Here is a 19,460-nt window from a genome sequence, read left to right on the forward strand (position 1 = left end):
AGCCCATTTGGGTTTAGCTATGGTTTGGGCTTTATTAAAAACCACTTTTCTAAGCTCAGGTATCACATCAGCAGTAGCATTTGGGTGCTTTGTTTTGTTATAGACTTTTAGCAAGGCAGTTGCTAACTCATCTTTATCTATTTGTCCTACTAACGCATTAAACCTATTATCTAGCTCATCAGTTAGCCTATCTATCTCTTTATCCCTTTGCGGACTGATTTTGCCATACTCATTATCTAGTGCCATATCTTGCTTTTTTAGTGCTATTAGCTCTTTGCTTATTTGCTCGTTAGCTTGGCTTTTTGGCAAGACTTTTACTATCTTTTCTAAATCATCTAAATCAGTAGTTCTCTCAAGCTTAGCGTTATTTAGCTCACTTGATATTAGCCTTGTTTGCTCGTTTCTAGCCTCTACTTCACCAGCTAATCTACGATATTCTAGCCCATCTTTACCCATACCGCCACTAGCAAAGCCCTCTATGCTTTGGATTTTATGTTGTATTTCGTGGTATAAAATACTTCTTAGCATTTCAGGCTTATTATAGAGTTTAGAGTTTAAAACTATTTCATCAAGCGTTTTATTGTAATATCCATCATACATAGACATTTGACCTTCAAGTTCATCAAATCTTACTTTCAAATCTCTTAGCTGTGGATAAGCATTAAAGAGCTTTTTATCATCTAGCACTTCGCTAAGCTTTAAACCATCTTTTGCCTTTGTGATAATACTAGCTTGTTGGCTTAAAGTAGCGTTTAAGTTATTTAGATTGGCTTGGTATTTATCATTTATTTTAGCTCTATCTTGTAAGACTTCTAGTTTTTCTCTATTTTTTTCTTTAAAAGCCTTAGCGTCAAACAAATCTTTTATTACTTTTTTAAACTTGCCACCAAGCGGATTTATCTCAAACTTCCATTTGCCATCAATGTCTTTATACCAGCCAGTTTTAGTCCATATTTGGCTCTCATCTACTCCATTTTTTACCATCTCCCTAGCGGTTTTTAGTTTAGCCTTATTTGCTCCGATTGCGTTCTCTCCTCCAAAAATATAATTATAATTATCCTTTGGTGTTTTACCTAGGGCTTTACCCACAATATCAGGTCTATCATTTAAAATCACAGGTAAATCATTGGCTAATCTTTGGCTAATTCGTGCCAATTGTGGGGCTAATTTGGCTGAATTTTCTAGCATTTTTATAGCCTCAACTGAGCCACCAGCTCCTAGTAAAAATCCCTTGAGAAATGCTTCAGCCTTTTTGTCTGGGTCTTGCTCAGCATTAGCATTTATCGCTCCACCTGCAGCTCCACTACCTAGGTGTAATATAGCCTTTTGCAACGCCATAGTGCTAAAGCCACCCATCATATTTTTGGCTTGACTTTTATTAGCCGTTGTGGTAGAATTCTCAGCGGTGGTTAGCTTAGGTGTCTTTGAGCTTTTAATTTCAGCATAAGCGGAAATGGTCTTGCTGTCGCCACCTTTTAAAGCTTTATCTATTCTAGCTTTTTTATCTATACTTAGGTTAGTTTTTTCATATACTGTAATAATCCAGTTATTATCCCCTTTATTATAAAAGCCCTTGCTAAGACCGATTAAATAATAATCATTATCTTTTTTATACCATATAGTATCTACGCCGTTTTCATTTATAATTTTGCCATTTTTTATAATCTCATTTAAGCCATTTATTAATTTCTCTTGCGGTATATCGCCGTAAAAACTAGCAAAGTCATTAAGGTGCTTAGCTTCTATCTTGCTAAGCCCATACCCTTTTATATCGCCATTTGCAGCTTTAGCTTCGCCCCACACTAAATCGATATCGCCTAGCTCTTTTCTCTCAAACGCTCCAGCTACTTGCCCTTGTCTTTCAACTAAAAGCTTTCTAATGGCATTTGCCCCATCGTGGTAAAACTCAGCGTAATTAGTGCCGAATTCTTTTATAGGATTAATGTTATACTTAGTTTCGATATCTTTGCGATACTGAGCTAAATTTTCAGCTTCTTTTTTAGCTTCAGCTTTTACTGGCTCTTGCGTTGGCTCTTTGGTTTTAGATAAATTTACTTGATTTTCAGCCTTAATTTGCGTTGGCTCATTAGCTTGAGATTTAACCACTTGTTCTATATCTTTTAACGCATTTTTAAACTCATTTAAGAGATTTCTTGTAGGCGTTGGCAAGTTGCCATCTGGGATATTCTCAATATTTTTAATCGCTAGTTTAAAGTCGCCATTAGCATTTAAAATGGCTCTATTTAAGTGTAGTTTTAAGGCTTCATTATTGCCTAATCTTGGTATTAAAGGCTTGAGCTTTTCTATTATGAAGTTTGCCTTCATAGTTTCAGCTCTTTTTCCGCTTTGGTTTTTAATAGAGCTAAATTCAGCCAAAAATATCTAAAATTTAGATAAAATGTCCCATTTGATAAAGGGGAGATATCTTGATAGAGTATGGGAAATTTAAGATAGAGTGCATAAAAAAGCGTGTTAAATATTTACGCCTAAAGATTACTTCAACTGGTGATATTAAGCTCATAGCTCCACTTTACGCTACTAAATTTCAAATAGACAACTTTATCAAAACTCACTCTATTTGGATAGAAAAGACCCTATCAAAAATCCCAAAAAACGATCCAAATCTGATAAAATTCCTAGGCAAAAGCTATAAAATCCAAATATCTAATGAGTTTAAATTTAGCGATGATTATATATTTACTCCAGATTTACAAACTCTAAATCATTACGCCAACGAAAAGCTAAAAGAGCTAATAAGCCAATATATCGCTATTTATAGCCCTAAAATAGGCAAAGAGATAAATGCTATTAGGATTAAAAAGATGACTACTAGATGGGGTAGTTGTAATAGTAAAAAGGGATATTTGAATTTTAGTTCAAATCTCATTCAAAGAGATATTAAATTTATAGAGTATGTGGTGCTTCACGAGTTAGCTCACCTAATCTATCCGCACCACCAAAAGGAATTTTATGATTTTATCGCATCTTTAATGGCTGATTTTAAATCTAGACTTAATCTATAAATCTCCTTGTAATATCTCCATAAGACTCAACCCTTCTGTCTCTTAAAAATGGCCACCACCTTCGGATTTGCTCGCATTTTTGCATATCTATATCTACTATTTGGACGATTTCATCTGTTGAATTTGACCTAAATAGCTCTACCCCTTGAGCGTCAAAAACAAAGCTATTTCCCCAAAATTTAATCCCACCGCCACACTCATCGCTTTCAAAACCCACACGATTAACGCTAATTACAGGGATATTATTTGCCACAGCATGACCCCTTTGGACTGCTACCCAAGCCTCTAGTTGGGCTGATTTTGTCTCTTCATCATCAGAGTCAAACCACCCAATCGCAGTTGGATATATTAATAATTTAGCCCCACTTAAAGCCATTAATCTAGCAGCTTCTGGATACCACTGATCCCAGCAAACAAGCACTCCAAGCCTTCCTAAACTAGTATCAATAGGCTTAAAGCCTAAATCCCCAGGCGTAAAATAGAATTTTTCATAGAAATTTGGATCATCTGGAATATGCATTTTTCTATATATACCAGCCTCTTTTCCATCGCTATCAAATACAACTGAAGTGTTATGATATAGCCCCTCGCTTCGCTTTTCAAATAGCGAAGTTACCAGCACCACTTTATTATCCTTAGCTACATTAGCCCAGTAAATTTTATCCTTTTGATAATCATTTGCTAAATCAAATTTATCCACATTTTCATCTTGACAAAAATACGCCCCTTGATGGAGCTCTTGAAGCACTACAAGCTGCGCTCCATCTCTAGCAGCCTTTTGGATCATCTGCGTTGTGTGGTTAATCGTGCTATCTTTATTGCCATAATATCTATGCGAAATTAGCGCTACTTTCATTATTTTATCCTTTTATATCTATTTTGACTTGAGCAGTGTAAGCTACCATTTTGTCTAATAAACACCCTACTATCCACGCCTATTATATCCCTATTTGGAATTGCTTTTTTAAGAGCATTTATAGCGTTTTCATCAGCGTTTTTATCCCCATATGTCGGCACGATTACAGCACCATTTATAAATATAAAATTACAATATGTCGCCCCAAGGCGTCTGCCATTATAGTAGATTGGTTTGGGTAAGTTTAATCCCACAAGCTCAAATCCAGCCGATTCTAGCTCTCTTTTCATTAAATTTAACTCCACATAATGCTCATCGCTCTCATCATCACAAGCTGCGTAAGCTACAATATTTGGGGCTATAAATCTAGCTAGAGTATCTATGTGGCTATCGGTATCATCGCCTTTTATAAAACCATGTTCTAGCCAGATTATTTTCTCTAGCCCAAATAGGGATTTTAATCTATTTTCTAGCTCAAATTTGCTTAAATTATTTCTATTATCATTTAATAAACACTCAGTAGTAGTTAGCATCGTGCCATTGCCGTTAAATTCTACACTCCCACCTTCTAATATCAAATCCACATCTTGTAAAACTCCGCCAAAATGCTTAAATAATTTTGCATTTACTGCGTTATCTTTGCTACTACTAAATTTGCCACCCCAAGCGTTAAATTTAAAATTATAGCTAATTATCTCATCAGCCCTTTGAACATCGATAGCACCATAATCTCTAATCCAAGTATCATCGGTATCCACTTGTAAAAATTCGCAATTTTTATACTTTTTAAACCTATCAAAATCACTTAAATTCGGCGCTATCAATAGCACTTTTTGATAGCTACTAACCACCCTTACTAGCTCTTCATAGCTATCTAAAATTTCATCTAGATATAATGCCCAATCACTCTTACTATGCGGTATGCTAAGCATCAAAAGCTCTTGAGCTTCCCACTCAGCAAAAGCCCTAATCTTACTATTTAAATTTAACATAACAAACCTTTAATTAAATCGCAAAGAATAGCAAAAAATATTTTAAAATCTAATAAATTATATTTTAATTTAAGCTAAATTACGATAGCATTTAGACCCTATTTTTAATGAAAGATAAACAATGATATTTAGCTCATATGCCTTTATATTTGGCTTTTTGCCTATTATGCTCTTTGGATTTTATCTCTTAAAATATCTAAAATATCATAGACTTTCTAATATATTTTTAGTCCTTGGTAGTCTATTTTTCTATGGATTTTGGAATTTAATCTATATCCCATTGCTACTTGGCTCTATCTTAATTAACTACATAATAGCTAAGAGAATTTTAACGCCGAATTTGAGCTGGTGGGGGGGGGGGTAAAGCCCACTTTAATTTTTGGCATAATATTTAATCTTGGATTACTTGGATTTTTCAAATATACAGATTTTTTCTTAGAAAATTTCAATCTTTTTAGCCAAATTTTAAATTTAAACTTCAATATTCCTTTACCACATATAGTCTTGCCTTTAGCAATCTCATTTTTTACCTTTCAGCAGATTGCGTTTTTAACAGATTGCTATAAAAAGGTAGATACTAATGATTTACAAGAGGGAAGTAAAAATATTGATTTTATAGATTACTGCTTATTTGTCAGCTTCTTTCCACAGCTAATTGCTGGGCCAATAGTCCATCACAAGGAGATGATGCCACAATTTAAAGCAAATGAAACTATCAAGATTGAGCTTATAGCTAAAGGGGTTTTTATATTCTGTATTGGAATATTTAAAAAGATATTTATCGCAGATAGCTTTGCTAAGTGGGCTAATGCTGGTTTTGGCTATGTTGAAAATGGTGGAATTTTAAATATTGTAGAGTCGTGGGTAACCTCGCTTTCATATACATTTCAGTTATATTTTGATTTTAGTGGGTATTGTGATATGGCTATTGGGCTTGGGCTTATGTTTGGCATTATCTTGCCTATGAATTTTAACTCTCCATATAAATCATTGAGTATAACTGAATTTTGGCGTAGATGGCATATAACTCTTGGTAGATTTTTAAAAGATTATCTATATATTCCACTTGGCGGTAATAAATTTGGCAAGCTTTTAACGCTTAGAAATCTCTTTATAGTAGCATTTTTAAGCGGAATTTGGCATGGTGCTGGCTGGGGATTTGTGATTTGGGGAGCGCTTCATGGCTTAGCTATGGTAATCCATAGGATTTACTCATATTATAGTAGCTCATTTAAATTTATTAATTTTAGAGTGTATAAGGTTTTTTGCTGGTTTATAACATTTAATTTTTTAAATATAACTTGGATATTTTTTAGAAGTCAAAACTTAGATGGGGCTTTAAATTTACTTAAAGGAATGTTTGGAATTGTCTGGATAGAACTACCACAAAAGCTTAGATTTCCTTTTATTTTAGAGCATATTGGTGGTAGAAATGATACTATTATATATCTAATACTCGCATTTATCATAACCTTAATATTCAAAAATAGCATTGAGATGCTAAATTCATTTAAGCCAAATTTAAAAAACGCAATTTTTGCTGGATTTTTGCTATATTTAGCACTTATTACTTTAAGCATAACTCCATATGTAGAGTTTATATATTTCAATTTTTAAGGTTACAAAATGCCAAATGATAAGAATTCAAAAAGATTTATAGCAGTTGCTATTGCTACGCCTATAGCTCTTACTACTATTTTATTTGGTTTTATATACATATATGACCCACTTCAGATATTTCATAAAAGCTTTTTTGGTAAGCCACGATTTTTTGGTGAGATGCGTCTTGGGGCTAGAGGGATTATAGAGCATTATGATTATGATTCATATATCATTGGCACCTCTATGCTACAAAACACCTCAGCAAAAGAGGCAAACCAAAAAATTAGCGGTAATTTTGTTAATATATCTCCAGCAGCAAGCAGTATAGCCGAAAGAGCCATTATATTAAATTTTCTATTTAAACACAAAAAACCTAAAAGTATAATCTACTCTTTAGACGCATTTACCGATGAGATGAGAGGGAAGGTAAATTTCAAACTACTTTATGATGATTCAAAACTAAATGATTTAGAAGCCTATCTAAATGATAGATTTCTAATATGTATTTTAACACTTAGTAAAAATGAGAAATGCGTCGGTAAGCCTGATATTGAAACTGCCTTACAATGGTATAGAGAAGAGAAGCATCAGCAAAGATTAGGCGGATTTGCTAATTGGATAAAGTATAATCCAGATGAATTAAAGAAATTTGATCTTTTTAATCTCAAATCAGTGATATTTGATGATAACTTAATGGATATAACAAAGCAAAAGAAATTTCTCAGCCAATTTACCCTACCTTTTATCAAAGATAATCCGCAAACCAAATTTTACCTAATACTCCCGCCATACTCTAGATTTCATTTTAAAGTTTTTCCATCAGCTTTTATGGAGCGTAAAAAGGTGGTATTGTGGCTACTTGAGCAAATTAGGGATTTAGATAATGTTAAGATTTACGCATTTGATGATTTAGATTATCCTGATGATATTGCCAATTACGCTGGAGATACAATCCATTACGCACAAGATATGAACTCTTTAGAGCTTAGTGCTATTAAAGACAAAAGACATATTCTCACTCTTGATAACGCAAAATCATACTTTGATAAAGTGGAGCAAAAGATTAAATCATATGATGTAGAGCCATTTATTGATATGATAAAAAATTTATAATAAACAAGGTTTTAAAATGCCAAATGATAAGAATGCAAAAAGATTTATACTTATTACCCTACTATATCCACTGCCTTTTGTGATTATGATTTTTGGATTGATATATATTTATGACCCGCTCCAAATATTTCATAAACCATACTTTAGAGAAGCTACATTTTTTACAGATATGAGAAAACAAGCTTTAGGAATTATAAAAAATTATGAATTTGACTCATATATAATAGGAACTTCAATGCTAGAAAATACCGATTCCAAAGAGGCCACAAATAAACTTAGTAACGATGGTAATTGGATAAATATATCACTTAGCGGTAGTGGTTTTGATGAAAGAGCTATAGTGATGGATTATATATTTAAAAATCAAAATCCAAAACATATTATATACTCTCTTGATGGATATTATATTGTAAATAATCACAATAATAGTAGTTTGGATTGGGATTTTTTATACAATAATAATTTATATGATGATATAAAAATTTATATGAATTGGAAATTTATATCTTGTGCTGTCAGATTTTCAAACCAAGAAAAATGTGTAGGCAAAATAGATGATATATATCAAATTACCAACTGGTATAAAAAAAATAAAGCAATATTTGGTGGATTTGATAACTGGATAAAAAATAAAGATAATGATGCGATCAAGCAGCCGCTAATAGATATAAAAAATGGTAATCTAAAAAATATAAATAATCAAGATGTATGGGGGGGGGTAGATATATTAGCTCAACAAGATTATCTACAAAAATATTTAATTAGATTTTTTAAAGACTATCCAAATACCAAATTTTCAATAATAATCCCAACATATTCAAGACTATTTTATCGTATGCGAAATATAAAAGGAGCATATAGTGATAATTCTAAATATTTTTATATCTGGGAAAAATCTCTACGATACTTTATCACAAAAAGCAGTAATTATAAAAATGTCAAAGTATATGGATTTGATGATTTAGATTATGCTGATGATATTGCTAATTATAAAGACTTGCCACATTATAGCAAAGATTTAAATTCAATCCAACTTGACGCTATCAAAAATCAAACCAATATCCTAACCCCACAAAACATAGATAAGTATTTAAAAACAGTGGAGCAAAAGATTAAATCATATGATATAGAGCCATTTATCAAGGCTTTAGAAAATGTAGAGATAGAGCAGTAATAGCCCATAAATAGGGCTATATATTAAAATTTAATCAGCTAAATTATCGTTTTAGCTGATTTACGGTTTGGAGCATTTCATCACTTGCGGTGATAGCTTTTGAGTTGGCCTCATACGCACGCTGACCGGTGATGAGATCGGTCATCTCTTCAACGAGCTGGACATTACTCATCTCTACAAAGCTTTGCTTAATCTGACCAAATCCATCAGTTCCACCATTTCCAATATTTGGAGCTCCGCTTGCTGCTGTTTCTAAAAATAGATTATCCCCCATAGAGTGAAGTCCAGCTGGATTGACAAAACCAGCTAACTCTATTTGACCAATTTGCGTCATCTCTTGATTGCCTGGCTGAAGCACAGACACAGTCCCATCTGTGCCTATTGAAATTTCAGTCGCATCAGCTGGAATAGTCATCTCTGGAAGCAATCTATAGCCATCACTATTTACTATATTTCCATCGCCATCAAGCTTAAATGCCCCATTTCTTGTGTATGCCGTAGTCCCATCTGGAAGTTGTACTTGGAAAAAGCCATTTCCGGCAATTGTCATATCTAGATTATTGCCAGTCTCTTTAAAATATCCTTGATTAAACATCTTTGTAATAGCAGTAGGACGCACACCAAGACCCACTTCCATACCTGTAGGGCTCATAGTTGTAGCACTAGTTGGGGTGCCTGCGTATTGCATTGTTTGATACATTAAATCAGCAAATTCAGCTCTACTTTTCTTAAAACCTATTGTATTAACATTTGAGATATTGTGCGAAGTCGTATCTATCTGTGTTTGCTGAGCCATCATACCTGTAGCTGCTGTATATAGTGATCTTATCATTACTCTATCCTTTAGTTAGCTCTCATTGAGGCTAGTTTATTTATCGCTTCTTGGTTTAAATCACTCATATGAGTTGTCATAACTTTTTGATACATATCTACCATTCTTTGGGTCTCTATTAGACTTACCATCTCTTTTACTGGATTTACATTTGAGATTTGTGCGTAACCTTGAGCTATAGAGCCACTTGTAGCATTATCTACCACATCTTCTAAGCTATCTATTTTATATAGATTATCCCCTTCTTTTTGTAAATTTCTAAGCTCTCTAGGCTGGGCTACATATAATCTTCCTACTGGATCTTGATTTGAGTAGATATTACCATTACTATCAATTGTCATTGGAGCATTTTGCGGAATAATTATCCCCCTTGTGAGCGGTGGCTGGGCTTCATAATTTGTCGGCAAAACCCTATACCCCTCTTTAGTAACCAAATACCCTTCATTATCTAAATTCAAAGAGCCATTTTTAGTAAGTCTTACACCAGCTGGAGTATCTACTAATAAAAATAGATCATTTTTACCAATTGCTATATCAAGAGGATTATTAGTATGCTTTAACCCACCTACGCTAAAATCTGTATAAACTTCATTAATATGAGGCACTCTATTTAAAGTGCGATTTAAGAATTTAGCAGAATCTTTAGTGTGATTTTCTAGTGGTAATATATCCTTAGTCTCTTTAAAAATTCTTTCAAAATCAGCTATTACCACATCATCTTTTTTATACCCACTGGTATTGATATTAGCAAGATTATTAGTAATAATATCCAAGCGGTTAAACTGCGTTACCATCGCACCAGTTGCTTGGTAATATCCGTTTTGCATAGTAGCTCCTAATAAAAATGATTTTAGGCAAATAAGCAAGTTGCGTTCCATAATAAAATTTGAGTATAAAAAACATATTATTTTCATAAACATTAAGCTATAAAAAATTAATTTTAATGTATAATCACAACTTCATTTAAACCAAAATTAAGGCTTATAAATTTGACCAAGATATTTAATGAGAAATTTTTTAAATTCATCTTTATAGTTACCATAATCATAATTGGCTTATGGCTTACTTTTCCAACTGAGCTAACCCAAGCACAAAAACTAGCCTACAAAAATGCCTATTTTACCACAATTATGCTGACTTTTGGCGGGATTAGCATAGGTATAATTCTAGGCTTTATTTTAGCATTTTTAAAATTTTTAGATATTAAAATTTTATCATTTATCATCGATGAATACATAGATATTATCCGTGGCACACCTGTGTTATTGCAACTTATGATATTTGCTTTTGTTATTCTTGCTACACTTAGTGATAATTTTTACGCAGCAGTTATAGCACTTGGATTAAATAGCTCTGCTTATGTCGCAGAGATAGTTCGTAGCGGTATTAATAGCGTAGATCGCGGTCAAATGGAAGCAGCTCGTGCAATGGGGCTTAGCTATAGTGTATCAATGAGATTAATCATATTTCCACAAGCTATTAAAAATATCCTTCCAGCCCTTGCTAATGAATTTATAAGCCTATTTAAAGAGACTTCCGTAGTGGGGCTTATAGGTATTTTTGATCTAACAATGCAAAGCAAAAGCCTACAAGCTACACTATTTACTCCAGAGCCGATTTTGTTTGCTGGGGTGATATATTATGCTAATGTTAAGATATTTTCTGTTATAGCAAAATTATTAGAAAATAGGTTAAATAAAGATGATTAAGGTAGTAAATTTAACAAAAAATTATGGCGATTTATCTGTATTAAATGGCATAAATACCCAAATTCACAAAGGCGAAGTAGTAGCTATAATAGGTCCAAGCGGCGGGGGAAAAAGCACATTCTTACGCTGTTTAAATAGATTAGAAGAGCCAAGTAGTGGAGAGATATTTATAAATGGCAAAAATATCTTAGATAAAAAAGTAGATATAAATAAGGTAAGACAAAAAGTTAGTATGGTCTTTCAGCATTTTAATCTCTTTGCTAATAAAACCGTAATGCAAAATTTAACCCTAGCACCAATCCAAACAAAGCTATGCAGTGAGTCTGAAGCTAAAGATATAGCCTTAACTTTACTAAAAAAAGTTGGATTAGAGTCCAAAGCAGATGTCTATCCGCACAAGCTAAGTGGCGGTCAAAAGCAAAGAATAGCCATAGCTAGAAGTCTAGCCTTAAAGCCTGAAATAATACTATTTGATGAGCCTACAAGTGCCTTAGATCCAGAGATGATAGGCGAAGTTTTATCCATTATGAAAGAGGTAGCAAGTGAGGGTTTGACTATGGTTGTAGTAACTCACGAGATGGGATTTGCAAGAAATGTAGCAAATAGAATATTTTTTATGGATAAGGGGGTTATAGCAGTAGATGGCTCCCCTAAATCCATCTTTGCAGATACTTCGCACCCAAGACTAAATGAATTTTTAAATAAGGTTTTAAACCATTAAAAGGAGCTTAAATGAAACTATTTTTCAAACTATTTTTCGGTGTTGCTTTATTAGCTACTTTGGCTCTTAGCCAAACGATAAAAGTCGGCACAAACGCTACATATCCGCCATTTGAATTTATAAATGAGCAAAATCAAATAACTGGGTTTGATATTGATTTAATAAGCGAAATATCTAAGATTGCTGGGTTTAAATTTGAGATTGTAAATATCTCTTTTGATGCTTTAATTCCAGCTTTAAAAGCCGGTAAAATCGACATTATAGCTTCAGCTATGAGTGCTACTCCTATAAGAGCTAAGGCTGTTGATTTTAGCAAACCATACTATAATACTATGAATTTATTTATAAAAAGAGCTGATAATAAAGATTTAACCAAGCTTGAGCAATTAGAAGGCAAAAAAATATCTGTCCAATTAGGCACAGTCCAAGAGTTAGCCGCTAGAGAGATTAAATCAGCTAAAGTTATGACTATTGATGAAATTTTTGGTGCGGTTATGGCTGTGAAAAACTCAAAAGCCGATGCCTTAATAGTAGATAGCTCTATAGGCTATGGGTATTTAAAGCAAAATCCAGATTTAGCTGAATTTTTAATCCTTCCAGATGGTAGCGATGGATTTAGCTTTGCTTTTGATAAAAATAAAAATAAAGAGCTTCAAGCTAAGGTAGATAGTGCTATAGATGAGCTAAAGAGAAATGGCACTTATGATGAACTTTTAATCAAATATGATCTAAAATAAGGGAGTTAAATGAGAAATTTATTTAAGATATTTGTGGCTATATTTTGTCTATCTGTAGCCTTAAATGCTAAGGAGATTATCATCGGTTCTGATGCTGAGTATCCGCCATTTGATTATATAGATGAAAATGGCAAAATCGCTGGATTTGATATTGATTTAATCGATGAAATATCTAAAGTTGCTGGATTTGAGTATAAATTTATAAAAATTGGCTTTGATGCCTTAATTCCAGCTTTAAAAGCCGGTAAAATCGATATGATTGCTGCTTCTATGAGTGCTACTAATGAGCGTAAAAAATCTGTTGATTTTAGTGATCCATATTTTTTTACTAAAAATTTATATTTAAAACTTGCAAATAATGATAAAATCGTATCAAAAGAGCAGCTAAACAACCTTAAAATTGGCGTGATGCTTGGCACAGTTCAAGAGGGCGTAGCACATTCAATAAAAGGAGCTAGAGTTATTCCAACTGAAGGCATTGCTGGTTCTATTATGAATTTAAAAGCCAAAAAAGTAGATGTAGTAATCGTAGATAGCTCTGTTGGGTTTGGGTATCTAAATAAAAATAGAGACATTGTAAATTTCTTAGAAGAGTCAGATGGTAGTGATGGATTTAGCTTTGCTTTTAATAAGGGTAAAAATAGCGAATTTTTAAATAAATTTAATGCAGCCTTAAAAGAGATCAAAGATAATGGCACTTATGATAAACTACTTGTTAAATATGATCTTAAATGAATCAAATTTACGCATTAACTGATCAAAATTTCACTCCAAATCATACTTTAAAAGCTCAAATTAATGAGCTTTTAAATAGTGGAGTTAAGATAATTCAATATAGAAATAAAAGCCAAAATCACGATATATCACTTCTAAAAGAGATAGCAAAAATTTGTAAAAGTTATAATAGTAAATTTATAATAAATGATGATGTAAATCTAGCCAAAATAGTTCAAGCTAGTGGCGTTCATATCGGCAAAGATGATGAGAGTCTAAAAAGAGCTAGGGATATTTTAGGGTATGAAGCATTTATAGGAGTTAGCTGTTATAGCGATTTAAACCTAGCTAGGAATGCTACTAAAAATGGCGCTGATTATATCGCATTTGGCTCGCTATTTCCTAGCAGCTCTAAGCCAAACGCACCGCTATGTCCGCTTAATATAATCAAAGAAGCTAGATTAAAATTTAAAGAAAAAATCGCCGTAATAGGTGGAATTAATAGCTCAAATTTAAATTTAATAAAAGATATTGGCGTTGATTACATAGCTATAATATCCGCACTATATACAGGTGGATCTATAAAGGACAATATAGATAAATTAAATAGAGCATTAAAGGGATAAAATGGATATAATCTCAGCGATAATCTTAGGCATTGTAGAGGGGCTTACTGAGTTTTTGCCAGTTAGCTCAACTGGGCATATGATCCTTACTTCACACTTTTTAGGACTTAAGCAAAATGAAATTTTAAAATGCTTTGAGGTTGTCATTCAGCTTGGTAGTATTTTGGCTGTTGTGTGGGCTTTTAAAGAGCGTCTTACAAGTGATATTTTACTATGGATCAAGCTAATTATCGGATTTATCCCAACTGCGATTATAGGTTTTTTGGCCTATAAATACATTAAAGAGCTATTTAACCCAAACACTGTAGCATATATGCTTATCATTGGCGGTATTGTTTTTATCATTGTTGAGCTATTTCAAAAACGCCCTAGCTATACTCCAAGCACCACGCATATTCACAATATCAGCCACAAACAAGCCTTTATAATCGGTCTTAGTCAGTGCTTAGCTATGATTCCTGGCACCTCTAGAAGTGGCTCTACTATTATTACTGGGTTGCTTTGCGGGCTTAGCCGTGAAGTGGCAGCTAGATTTAGCTTCTTACTTGCAATTCCTACAATGATAGCAGCTACAATATATGATAGCTATAAAAATAGAGAGATTTTCGCTACAAATTTAGATCAAATTTGGATATTTTTACTTGGTGGGGCTGTAGCGTTTATAGTTGCTCTTGTGGTTATTAAGCTATTTTTGCGTTTTGTGGCACACTTTAGCTATATTAGCTTTGGGATTTACCGCATAATTTTAGGATTAGCGTTTTTGTTATTTGGCTCATATCTTGTTTAAAGATTTAGCTAATTCTACGCAATCTTTTATGCTTTGCGATTTAGAGATTATAGGGTCGCAATAGTCCTTTAGCTCCTTAGCTGTAGCTTTGCCTATAGCTACTGCTTTGTAGCTATGATCCCAGCCAAAATTTTGGATAAACGCACGCACATTCATAGGACTTGTAAAAATTAAAACTGAGTTTAATTGCGGTTTTTCATAGCTATTATTTTTTAAAATTATATTTTCATAGCCATCAATTACGCTTATATCAATGCCGTTTTGACGAAAGTATATATCTAAATTTGAAATTGTCTCTTTAGCTTTGATAAATACTACTCTCTTGCCATCTAATTTTTCTAAAATTTCAGCACCAAACTCGCTTCCATGCGAATTCTTAGCCTCATAAATTTGCCTAAATCCAAACTCCTTACAAGCTAGAGCCGTAGCCTTGCCAATAGCAAAAACCAAAATATCAGCTAAGGTTATAGAGTTAAATTTAAGCGAATTAATAGCGTTTTTGCTAGTAACTATAAGAGCGTCAAATTCACTTAAATCAAGATTAAATTTATTAAACTCAATCCTACAAAGCGAAATTTGCTCCACGCTCTCATCATCAAAAGGCGTATTGGAGAGTAGATATATCATATCTTAATCTAGAAAATCCACCCTACTCCCACTCAATTGTCGCTGGTGGCTTAGAGCTGATATCATAAACTACACGGTTAATTCCGCTTACTTCGTTTATTATACGGCGGCTACAATTTTCTAATAAATCATATGGGAGCCTTGAAAAGCTAGCCGTCATACCATCGCTCGCATCAACTACACGGATACAAACAGCATTCTCATATGTCCTATTATCCCCCATTACGCCTACTGAATTTACATTTAAAAGCACGCAAAATGCTTGCCAAGTCTTATCATACCAGCCACTACTTTTTAGCTCTTCTCGTAAAATTACATCAGCTTTTCTAAGTAGCTCAAGGCTAGGCTCATTTACCTCGCCCATTATGCGTATAGCAAGTCCTGGCCCAGGGAATGGATGGCGAAATACCACATCACGGCTAAGCCCAAGCTCAAGCCCAAGTGCTCTAACCTCATCTTTGAAAATCTCTCTTAATGGCTCAATAAGCTCAAATTTCATCCATTCAGGAAGTCCGCCTACATTGTGATGGCTCTTAATGGTTTTAGACGCACCAGCTACGCTACTCTCGATTATATCAGTATATAGAGTTCCTTGAGCTAGATATTTTACATTAGCGTGTTTTTTAGCTTCAGAGTCAAAAACCTCTATAAATGTCTCACCAATAATTTTGCGTTTTTTCTCTGGATCCCTTACCCCTTTTAAACGGCTCAAAAATAGCTCACTAGCATCAATGCTGATTAAATTTACTCCAAGTTTAAGCTTAAACATCTCTTCAACTTGCTTAGCCTCATTAGTTCGTAGTAAGCCATTATCTACAAATACCACTATCAAATTCTCAGGCACTGCAGCTGCTAAAAGTGCAGCAACAACAGAGCTATCCACTCCGCCACTTACAGCACACAATACCTTATCATCGCCTACTTTTTCTCTAATGGCAGCAATTTGAGTTTTAGCAAAACTTCCCATATTCCAAGTGCTATCGCACCCACAAATCTTAGCAAAGTTTTTAAGCATTACACTACCAAATTCGCTATGAGCCACCTCTGGATGAAACTGCATAGCATAAATTTTACGCTCAAAATCACCAAATACACAAAATTCGCTATTTTGGCTCTTTGCTATTACTTCAAAGCCCTTTGGAAGTTCATTTACCTTATCAGAGTGGCTCATCCATACAACGCTATTATTTACCACACCACTCATAAACTCGCACTCTTTTATAATCTCTATATTTGCCTTACCATACTCTTTGTGATTGGCTGGAGCGACATTGGCGCCATTTTTATGAGCGATTAACTGCATACCATAGCATATCCCAAGGATAGGAAGTCCAAGAGAAAATACCCCATCATCACAAAAATAAGCATTCTCATCATACACACTTGCTGGGCCACCACTTAGAATTATCCCTTTTGGGTTTTTTGCTCTTATGGTCTCAATGCTAGCATTAAAGGGCATAAGCTCGGTATAAACGCCTTGCTCTCTAAGTCTTCTAGCAATTAATTGGGTATATTGTGAGCCAAAATCTAGCACCAAAATATCAGCATTTTTCATAATTTATCCTAAAATTAAATTTACGCAAGTCTATCTAAATTTGGCTTATTAATTAATTAGCCTTAATCTCTTGTTTAAAATCTGTATAGAATGGATCTGCCTTATATCCACATCCTGCTAAAAAAATTAAGCAAAAAACGGCTATAATTGCCATATGCAAAGTTTTGAGATTATTAACCATATTATAAACGATCCTAAATATAAAAAATTAAAAGCCGCAAAAGAGACAAGAGATATATTAAAATTGCTCGGCGTTGCCAAAAATAGGCTTATTAAATTTACATACCAAAAAGATGGAAATTTATTTATCGCTGTGGTGCATCCACTTGCCAAATTTGAGCTAAATCACGATAGTATCAAATTTCAGATAAAAAACCTATTAAACACATATATTCATAATGCTCCTAGCACTACCCTAACCCCTGTAAATAGCGTAGTAGTTTTCATCACAAAACCTAAAAATTTCCAAGAAATACCCAAAGAGCAAAAGCCAATTTTCATAGAGCGAAGTGATGGAAAATTTCAAAATAACGCCAAAGATAGAGATATTTACGAACTTTTTGAAAGATTAAGAGAGTCCATAAATGCTAATAGATGAGCTAAAATCGCTACCAAATAGCCCAGGAATTTATCAATATTTTGATAAAAATGCAAAGCTTTTATATGTTGGCAAAGCTAAGAATTTAAAAAACCGAGTAAAAAGCTATTTTAACGCTGATGCTACGCCAAATTCAAATCTTAGCCCACGCATAGCAAAGATGATAAGCCAAGCTGTGCATATAGAGTGGATCACTACTCAAAGCGAACAAGATGCGTTGATACTAGAAAATTCATTTATCAAGCAACTTCACCCAAAATATAATATCTTATTAAGAGATGATAAAACCTACCCATATATATGCTTAGATTTAAATAGCGATTTTCCTAGATTTGAGATAACTAGAAAGGTGTTAAAAGGCTCTAATATCAAATATTTTGGCCCATTTTTCAAAGGTGCTAATGAGATTTTAGAAGCTTTGTATTTAGAGTTTAAACTAGTCCAAAAAAGATTATGCCTAAAAGAGAAAAAGGGGTGCTTATTTCATCAAATTAACCGCTGCTACGCTCCTTGTCTTGGGCTAATTGATAAAAATGATTACGCTAAAATCGTAAATGAAGCTATAAAAAAGATTAAAAATCCAGAGCTTTTAATACCAAATTTAGAAAAAACAATGCTAAATTTAGCCCAAAATGAGAACTATGAAGAGGCTGCTAAGATAAGAGATCAGATCAAAACCATTAACGATACAAGCGTAAAAATCCAAATCGATCTAGCTAAATTAGAGGATTTTGAGGTCATTAGCGTCAATGTAAATTCTGGCTTTGTTTGTGGTGTTAGATTTAGCATTAGAGATGGTAGAGTTTGCTTTTGTACTCACAGTATTAAACCAGCTCAAGATATGATAGAATCGGATTTAGAAGCGTTATACTCAACTATGATTTTAGATGCTTTTACAATAGATCAGCCTGTAGGTGCGACTAAAATTTACACATACGCAAAGCTTGAAGATGAGAATATTTTAACTGATATATTAAATTTACGCCATAATAGAAAATTTCAAATCACTCAGCCAAAAATCGCAGAGAAAAAAGAGCTAGTAGATATCGCCTACCAAAATGCTCTTGAGTTTATAAAAAAACATATCAAAACAAATGATTACACTCTAGCAAGGGAAATTCAAGATCTATTTGAGCTAAATAATCTACCATTAAAAATTGAGATTTTTGATAACTCTCATCTATTTGGCTCAGCTCCAGTTGGCGCTATGGTCGTGTGGGAAAATGGGGAATTTAATAAAGCAAAATATCGCCATATGCACCTTCAAGATATAAATGATTATGACCAAATGTCAAAGCTATTAACCCATAGAGCCAAAAGCTTTGATAAAGCCCCAGCTCCTGATTTATGGATTATAGATGGTGGCGATGCCTTGCTAAATTTAGCCAATCAAATAATCAAAAGTAGTGGAGCAAATGTCGATATAATCGCAATATCTAAAGAAAAAATTGACGCTAAAGCAAATAGAGCAAAAGGCAGGGCAAGTGATAAAATTTACACAAATATAGGCAAATTTAGCCTTAATCCAAATGATACAAAACTGCAATTTATCCAGCGTTTGCGAGATGAGGCGCATAGATTTGCCATTAGTTTTCATCAAAAAAGTAGGCAAAAAATTGATATACAAAGCAGTCAATTAGCCACTCTTGGTATATCAAAAGGATCAATAATCAAGCTTATTAACTACTTTGGTAGCTTTGAAAATATCCAAAATGCTAGCTTTGATGAGATAAAAAAAGTAACCAATAAAAGCGTAGCCCAAAAGATAACAAAAAGCTAAATTTAGCCATTAAA

At 33.5% G+C, this 19,460-nt stretch carries 18 protein-coding genes and 1 pseudogene; 12 read left to right on the plus strand and 7 right to left on the minus strand.

Features of this window, described 5'->3' with window-relative positions:
• Positions 1–2,376: LPD23 domain-containing protein (locus CSUIS19073_RS04220; RefSeq protein ID WP_337214382.1), on the minus strand; the 2,376-nt coding region annotated here is incomplete at its 3' end.
• 50 nt (positions 2,377–2,426) lie between these two features.
• Here CSUIS19073_RS04220 and CSUIS19073_RS04225 point away from each other — a divergent pair.
• Positions 2,427–3,023, plus strand: a complete 597-nt coding sequence (locus tag CSUIS19073_RS04225) for a M48 family metallopeptidase (protein ID WP_180379393.1) — start codon at positions 2,427–2,429, stop codon at positions 3,021–3,023.
• On the opposite strand, the gene CSUIS19073_RS04230 is transcribed toward CSUIS19073_RS04225, so the two are convergent.
• Together CSUIS19073_RS04230 and CSUIS19073_RS04235 are read right to left on the minus strand one after the other, a co-directional pair.
• Positions 3,013–3,879: a carbon-nitrogen hydrolase gene (locus CSUIS19073_RS04230; RefSeq protein WP_086236868.1), complete on the minus strand. Its 867-nt coding sequence runs from the start codon at positions 3,877–3,879 to the stop codon at positions 3,013–3,015. The genes CSUIS19073_RS04225 and CSUIS19073_RS04230 overlap by 11 nt on opposite strands.
• Entirely contained in the window at positions 3,879–4,850 is a 972-nt protein-coding gene (locus tag CSUIS19073_RS04235) for an agmatine deiminase family protein (RefSeq protein ID WP_086236952.1), read from the minus strand. Before CSUIS19073_RS04235 ends, CSUIS19073_RS04230 begins: the two co-directional genes overlap by 1 nt.
• A 142-nt stretch (positions 4,851–4,992) precedes the next feature.
• On the opposite strand from CSUIS19073_RS04235, the pseudogene CSUIS19073_RS04245 reads away from it, so the two are divergent.
• From CSUIS19073_RS04245 to CSUIS19073_RS04255, 3 genes and pseudogenes are all read left to right on the plus strand, one after another.
• A pseudogene (locus CSUIS19073_RS04245) lies at positions 4,993–6,488 on the plus strand (MBOAT family O-acyltransferase).
• A gap of 9 nt (positions 6,489–6,497) precedes the next feature.
• Positions 6,498–7,586, plus strand: coding sequence for a hypothetical protein (locus CSUIS19073_RS04250; protein WP_086236870.1), 1,089 nt, complete (start codon positions 6,498–6,500; stop codon positions 7,584–7,586).
• A 16-nt stretch (positions 7,587–7,602) separates the two neighbouring features.
• Entirely contained in the window at positions 7,603–8,760 is a 1,158-nt protein-coding gene (locus CSUIS19073_RS04255) for a hypothetical protein (RefSeq protein WP_086236871.1), read from the plus strand.
• A 43-nt stretch (positions 8,761–8,803) separates the two neighbouring features.
• Here CSUIS19073_RS04255 and flgG read toward each other — a convergent pair whose 3' ends face one another.
• Positions 8,804–9,592: a flagellar basal-body rod protein FlgG gene (gene flgG, locus CSUIS19073_RS04260; RefSeq protein WP_086236872.1), complete on the minus strand. Its 789-nt coding sequence runs from the start codon at positions 9,590–9,592 to the stop codon at positions 8,804–8,806.
• 11 nt (positions 9,593–9,603) lie between these two features.
• The gene (locus tag CSUIS19073_RS04265; RefSeq protein WP_086242515.1) at positions 9,604–10,419 is read right to left on the minus strand and encodes a flagellar hook-basal body protein; all 816 of its coding nucleotides are present in this window, start codon (positions 10,417–10,419) and stop codon (positions 9,604–9,606) included.
• 171 nt (positions 10,420–10,590) lie between these two features.
• Between CSUIS19073_RS04265 and CSUIS19073_RS04270 the strand changes: the two genes are divergently transcribed.
• The 6 genes from CSUIS19073_RS04270 to CSUIS19073_RS04295 are packed head-to-tail and all read left to right on the plus strand — an operon-like array spanning position 10,591 to position 14,886.
• Positions 10,591–11,301, plus strand: coding sequence for an amino acid ABC transporter permease (locus CSUIS19073_RS04270; RefSeq protein WP_180379395.1), 711 nt, complete (start codon positions 10,591–10,593; stop codon positions 11,299–11,301).
• Entirely contained in the window at positions 11,294–12,022 is a 729-nt protein-coding gene (locus CSUIS19073_RS04275) for an amino acid ABC transporter ATP-binding protein (RefSeq protein ID WP_086236875.1), read from the plus strand. Before CSUIS19073_RS04270 ends, CSUIS19073_RS04275 begins: the two co-directional genes overlap by 8 nt.
• An 11-nt stretch (positions 12,023–12,033) precedes the next feature.
• Positions 12,034–12,759: a basic amino acid ABC transporter substrate-binding protein gene (locus tag CSUIS19073_RS04280; RefSeq protein ID WP_086236876.1), complete on the plus strand. Its 726-nt coding sequence runs from the start codon at positions 12,034–12,036 to the stop codon at positions 12,757–12,759.
• 9 nt (positions 12,760–12,768) lie between these two features.
• The gene (locus CSUIS19073_RS04285) at positions 12,769–13,494 is read left to right on the plus strand and encodes a transporter substrate-binding domain-containing protein (protein ID WP_086236877.1); all 726 of its coding nucleotides are present in this window, start codon (positions 12,769–12,771) and stop codon (positions 13,492–13,494) included.
• Positions 13,491–14,099, plus strand: coding sequence for a thiamine phosphate synthase (thiE, locus tag CSUIS19073_RS04290; RefSeq protein WP_086236878.1), 609 nt, complete (start codon positions 13,491–13,493; stop codon positions 14,097–14,099). The genes CSUIS19073_RS04285 and thiE overlap by 4 nt, the downstream gene beginning before the upstream one ends.
• Before the next feature lies 1 nt (position 14,100).
• Positions 14,101–14,886, plus strand: a complete 786-nt coding sequence (locus CSUIS19073_RS04295; protein ID WP_086236879.1) for an undecaprenyl-diphosphate phosphatase — start codon at positions 14,101–14,103, stop codon at positions 14,884–14,886.
• On the opposite strand, the gene CSUIS19073_RS04300 is transcribed toward CSUIS19073_RS04295, so the two are convergent.
• Together CSUIS19073_RS04300 and guaA are read right to left on the minus strand one after the other, a co-directional pair.
• A complete protein-coding gene (locus tag CSUIS19073_RS04300) occupies positions 14,872–15,513 on the minus strand; it encodes a uroporphyrinogen-III synthase (protein ID WP_086236880.1) in 642 nt (213 codons plus the stop codon). The genes CSUIS19073_RS04295 and CSUIS19073_RS04300 overlap by 15 nt on opposite strands.
• A 22-nt stretch (positions 15,514–15,535) precedes the next feature.
• Positions 15,536–17,068: a glutamine-hydrolyzing GMP synthase gene (gene guaA / locus CSUIS19073_RS04305; protein ID WP_086236881.1), complete on the minus strand. Its 1,533-nt coding sequence runs from the start codon at positions 17,066–17,068 to the stop codon at positions 15,536–15,538.
• A 154-nt stretch (positions 17,069–17,222) separates the two neighbouring features.
• Here guaA and CSUIS19073_RS04310 point away from each other — a divergent pair, with 154 nt between their 5' ends.
• Positions 17,223–17,666 carry a hypothetical protein gene (locus tag CSUIS19073_RS04310; RefSeq protein WP_086236882.1) on the plus strand — a complete coding sequence of 148 codons (444 nt, stop codon included), beginning with the start codon at positions 17,223–17,225 and terminating at the stop codon, positions 17,664–17,666.
• Positions 17,653–19,446 carry an excinuclease ABC subunit UvrC gene (uvrC, locus tag CSUIS19073_RS04315; RefSeq protein ID WP_086242514.1) on the plus strand — a complete coding sequence of 598 codons (1,794 nt, stop codon included), beginning with the start codon at positions 17,653–17,655 and terminating at the stop codon, positions 19,444–19,446. The genes CSUIS19073_RS04310 and uvrC overlap by 14 nt, the downstream gene beginning before the upstream one ends.
• The last annotated feature ends 14 nt before the right edge of the window (positions 19,447–19,460 follow it).

This window comes from Campylobacter sp. RM19073 (assembly GCF_024723495.1).
GTDB lineage: Bacteria > Campylobacterota > Campylobacteria > Campylobacterales > Campylobacteraceae > Campylobacter > Campylobacter porcelli.

Coding starts and splice junctions, on each gene's coding strand:
- CSUIS19073_RS04295 (WP_086236879.1), top strand. CDS start 14,101: ATGGATATAATCTCAGCGATAATCTTAGGCATTGTAGAGGGGCTTACT.
- CSUIS19073_RS04250 (WP_086236870.1), top strand. CDS start 6,498: ATGCCAAATGATAAGAATTCAAAAAGATTTATAGCAGTTGCTATTGCT.
- CSUIS19073_RS04280 (WP_086236876.1), top strand. CDS start 12,034: ATGAAACTATTTTTCAAACTATTTTTCGGTGTTGCTTTATTAGCTACT.
- CSUIS19073_RS04230 (WP_086236868.1), bottom strand. CDS start 3,879: ATGAAAGTAGCGCTAATTTCGCATAGATATTATGGCAATAAAGATAGC.
- CSUIS19073_RS04310 (WP_086236882.1), top strand. CDS start 17,223: ATGCAAAGTTTTGAGATTATTAACCATATTATAAACGATCCTAAATAT.
- CSUIS19073_RS04265 (WP_086242515.1), bottom strand. CDS start 10,419: ATGCAAAACGGATATTACCAAGCAACTGGTGCGATGGTAACGCAGTTT.
- flgG (WP_086236872.1), bottom strand. CDS start 9,592: ATGATAAGATCACTATATACAGCAGCTACAGGTATGATGGCTCAGCAA.
- CSUIS19073_RS04285 (WP_086236877.1), top strand. CDS start 12,769: ATGAGAAATTTATTTAAGATATTTGTGGCTATATTTTGTCTATCTGTA.
- CSUIS19073_RS04300 (WP_086236880.1), bottom strand. CDS start 15,513: ATGATATATCTACTCTCCAATACGCCTTTTGATGATGAGAGCGTGGAG.
- thiE (WP_086236878.1), top strand. CDS start 13,491: ATGAATCAAATTTACGCATTAACTGATCAAAATTTCACTCCAAATCAT.
- CSUIS19073_RS04255 (WP_086236871.1), top strand. CDS start 7,603: ATGCCAAATGATAAGAATGCAAAAAGATTTATACTTATTACCCTACTA.
- uvrC (WP_086242514.1), top strand. CDS start 17,653: ATGCTAATAGATGAGCTAAAATCGCTACCAAATAGCCCAGGAATTTAT.
- CSUIS19073_RS04275 (WP_086236875.1), top strand. CDS start 11,294: ATGATTAAGGTAGTAAATTTAACAAAAAATTATGGCGATTTATCTGTA.
- guaA (WP_086236881.1), bottom strand. CDS start 17,068: ATGAAAAATGCTGATATTTTGGTGCTAGATTTTGGCTCACAATATACC.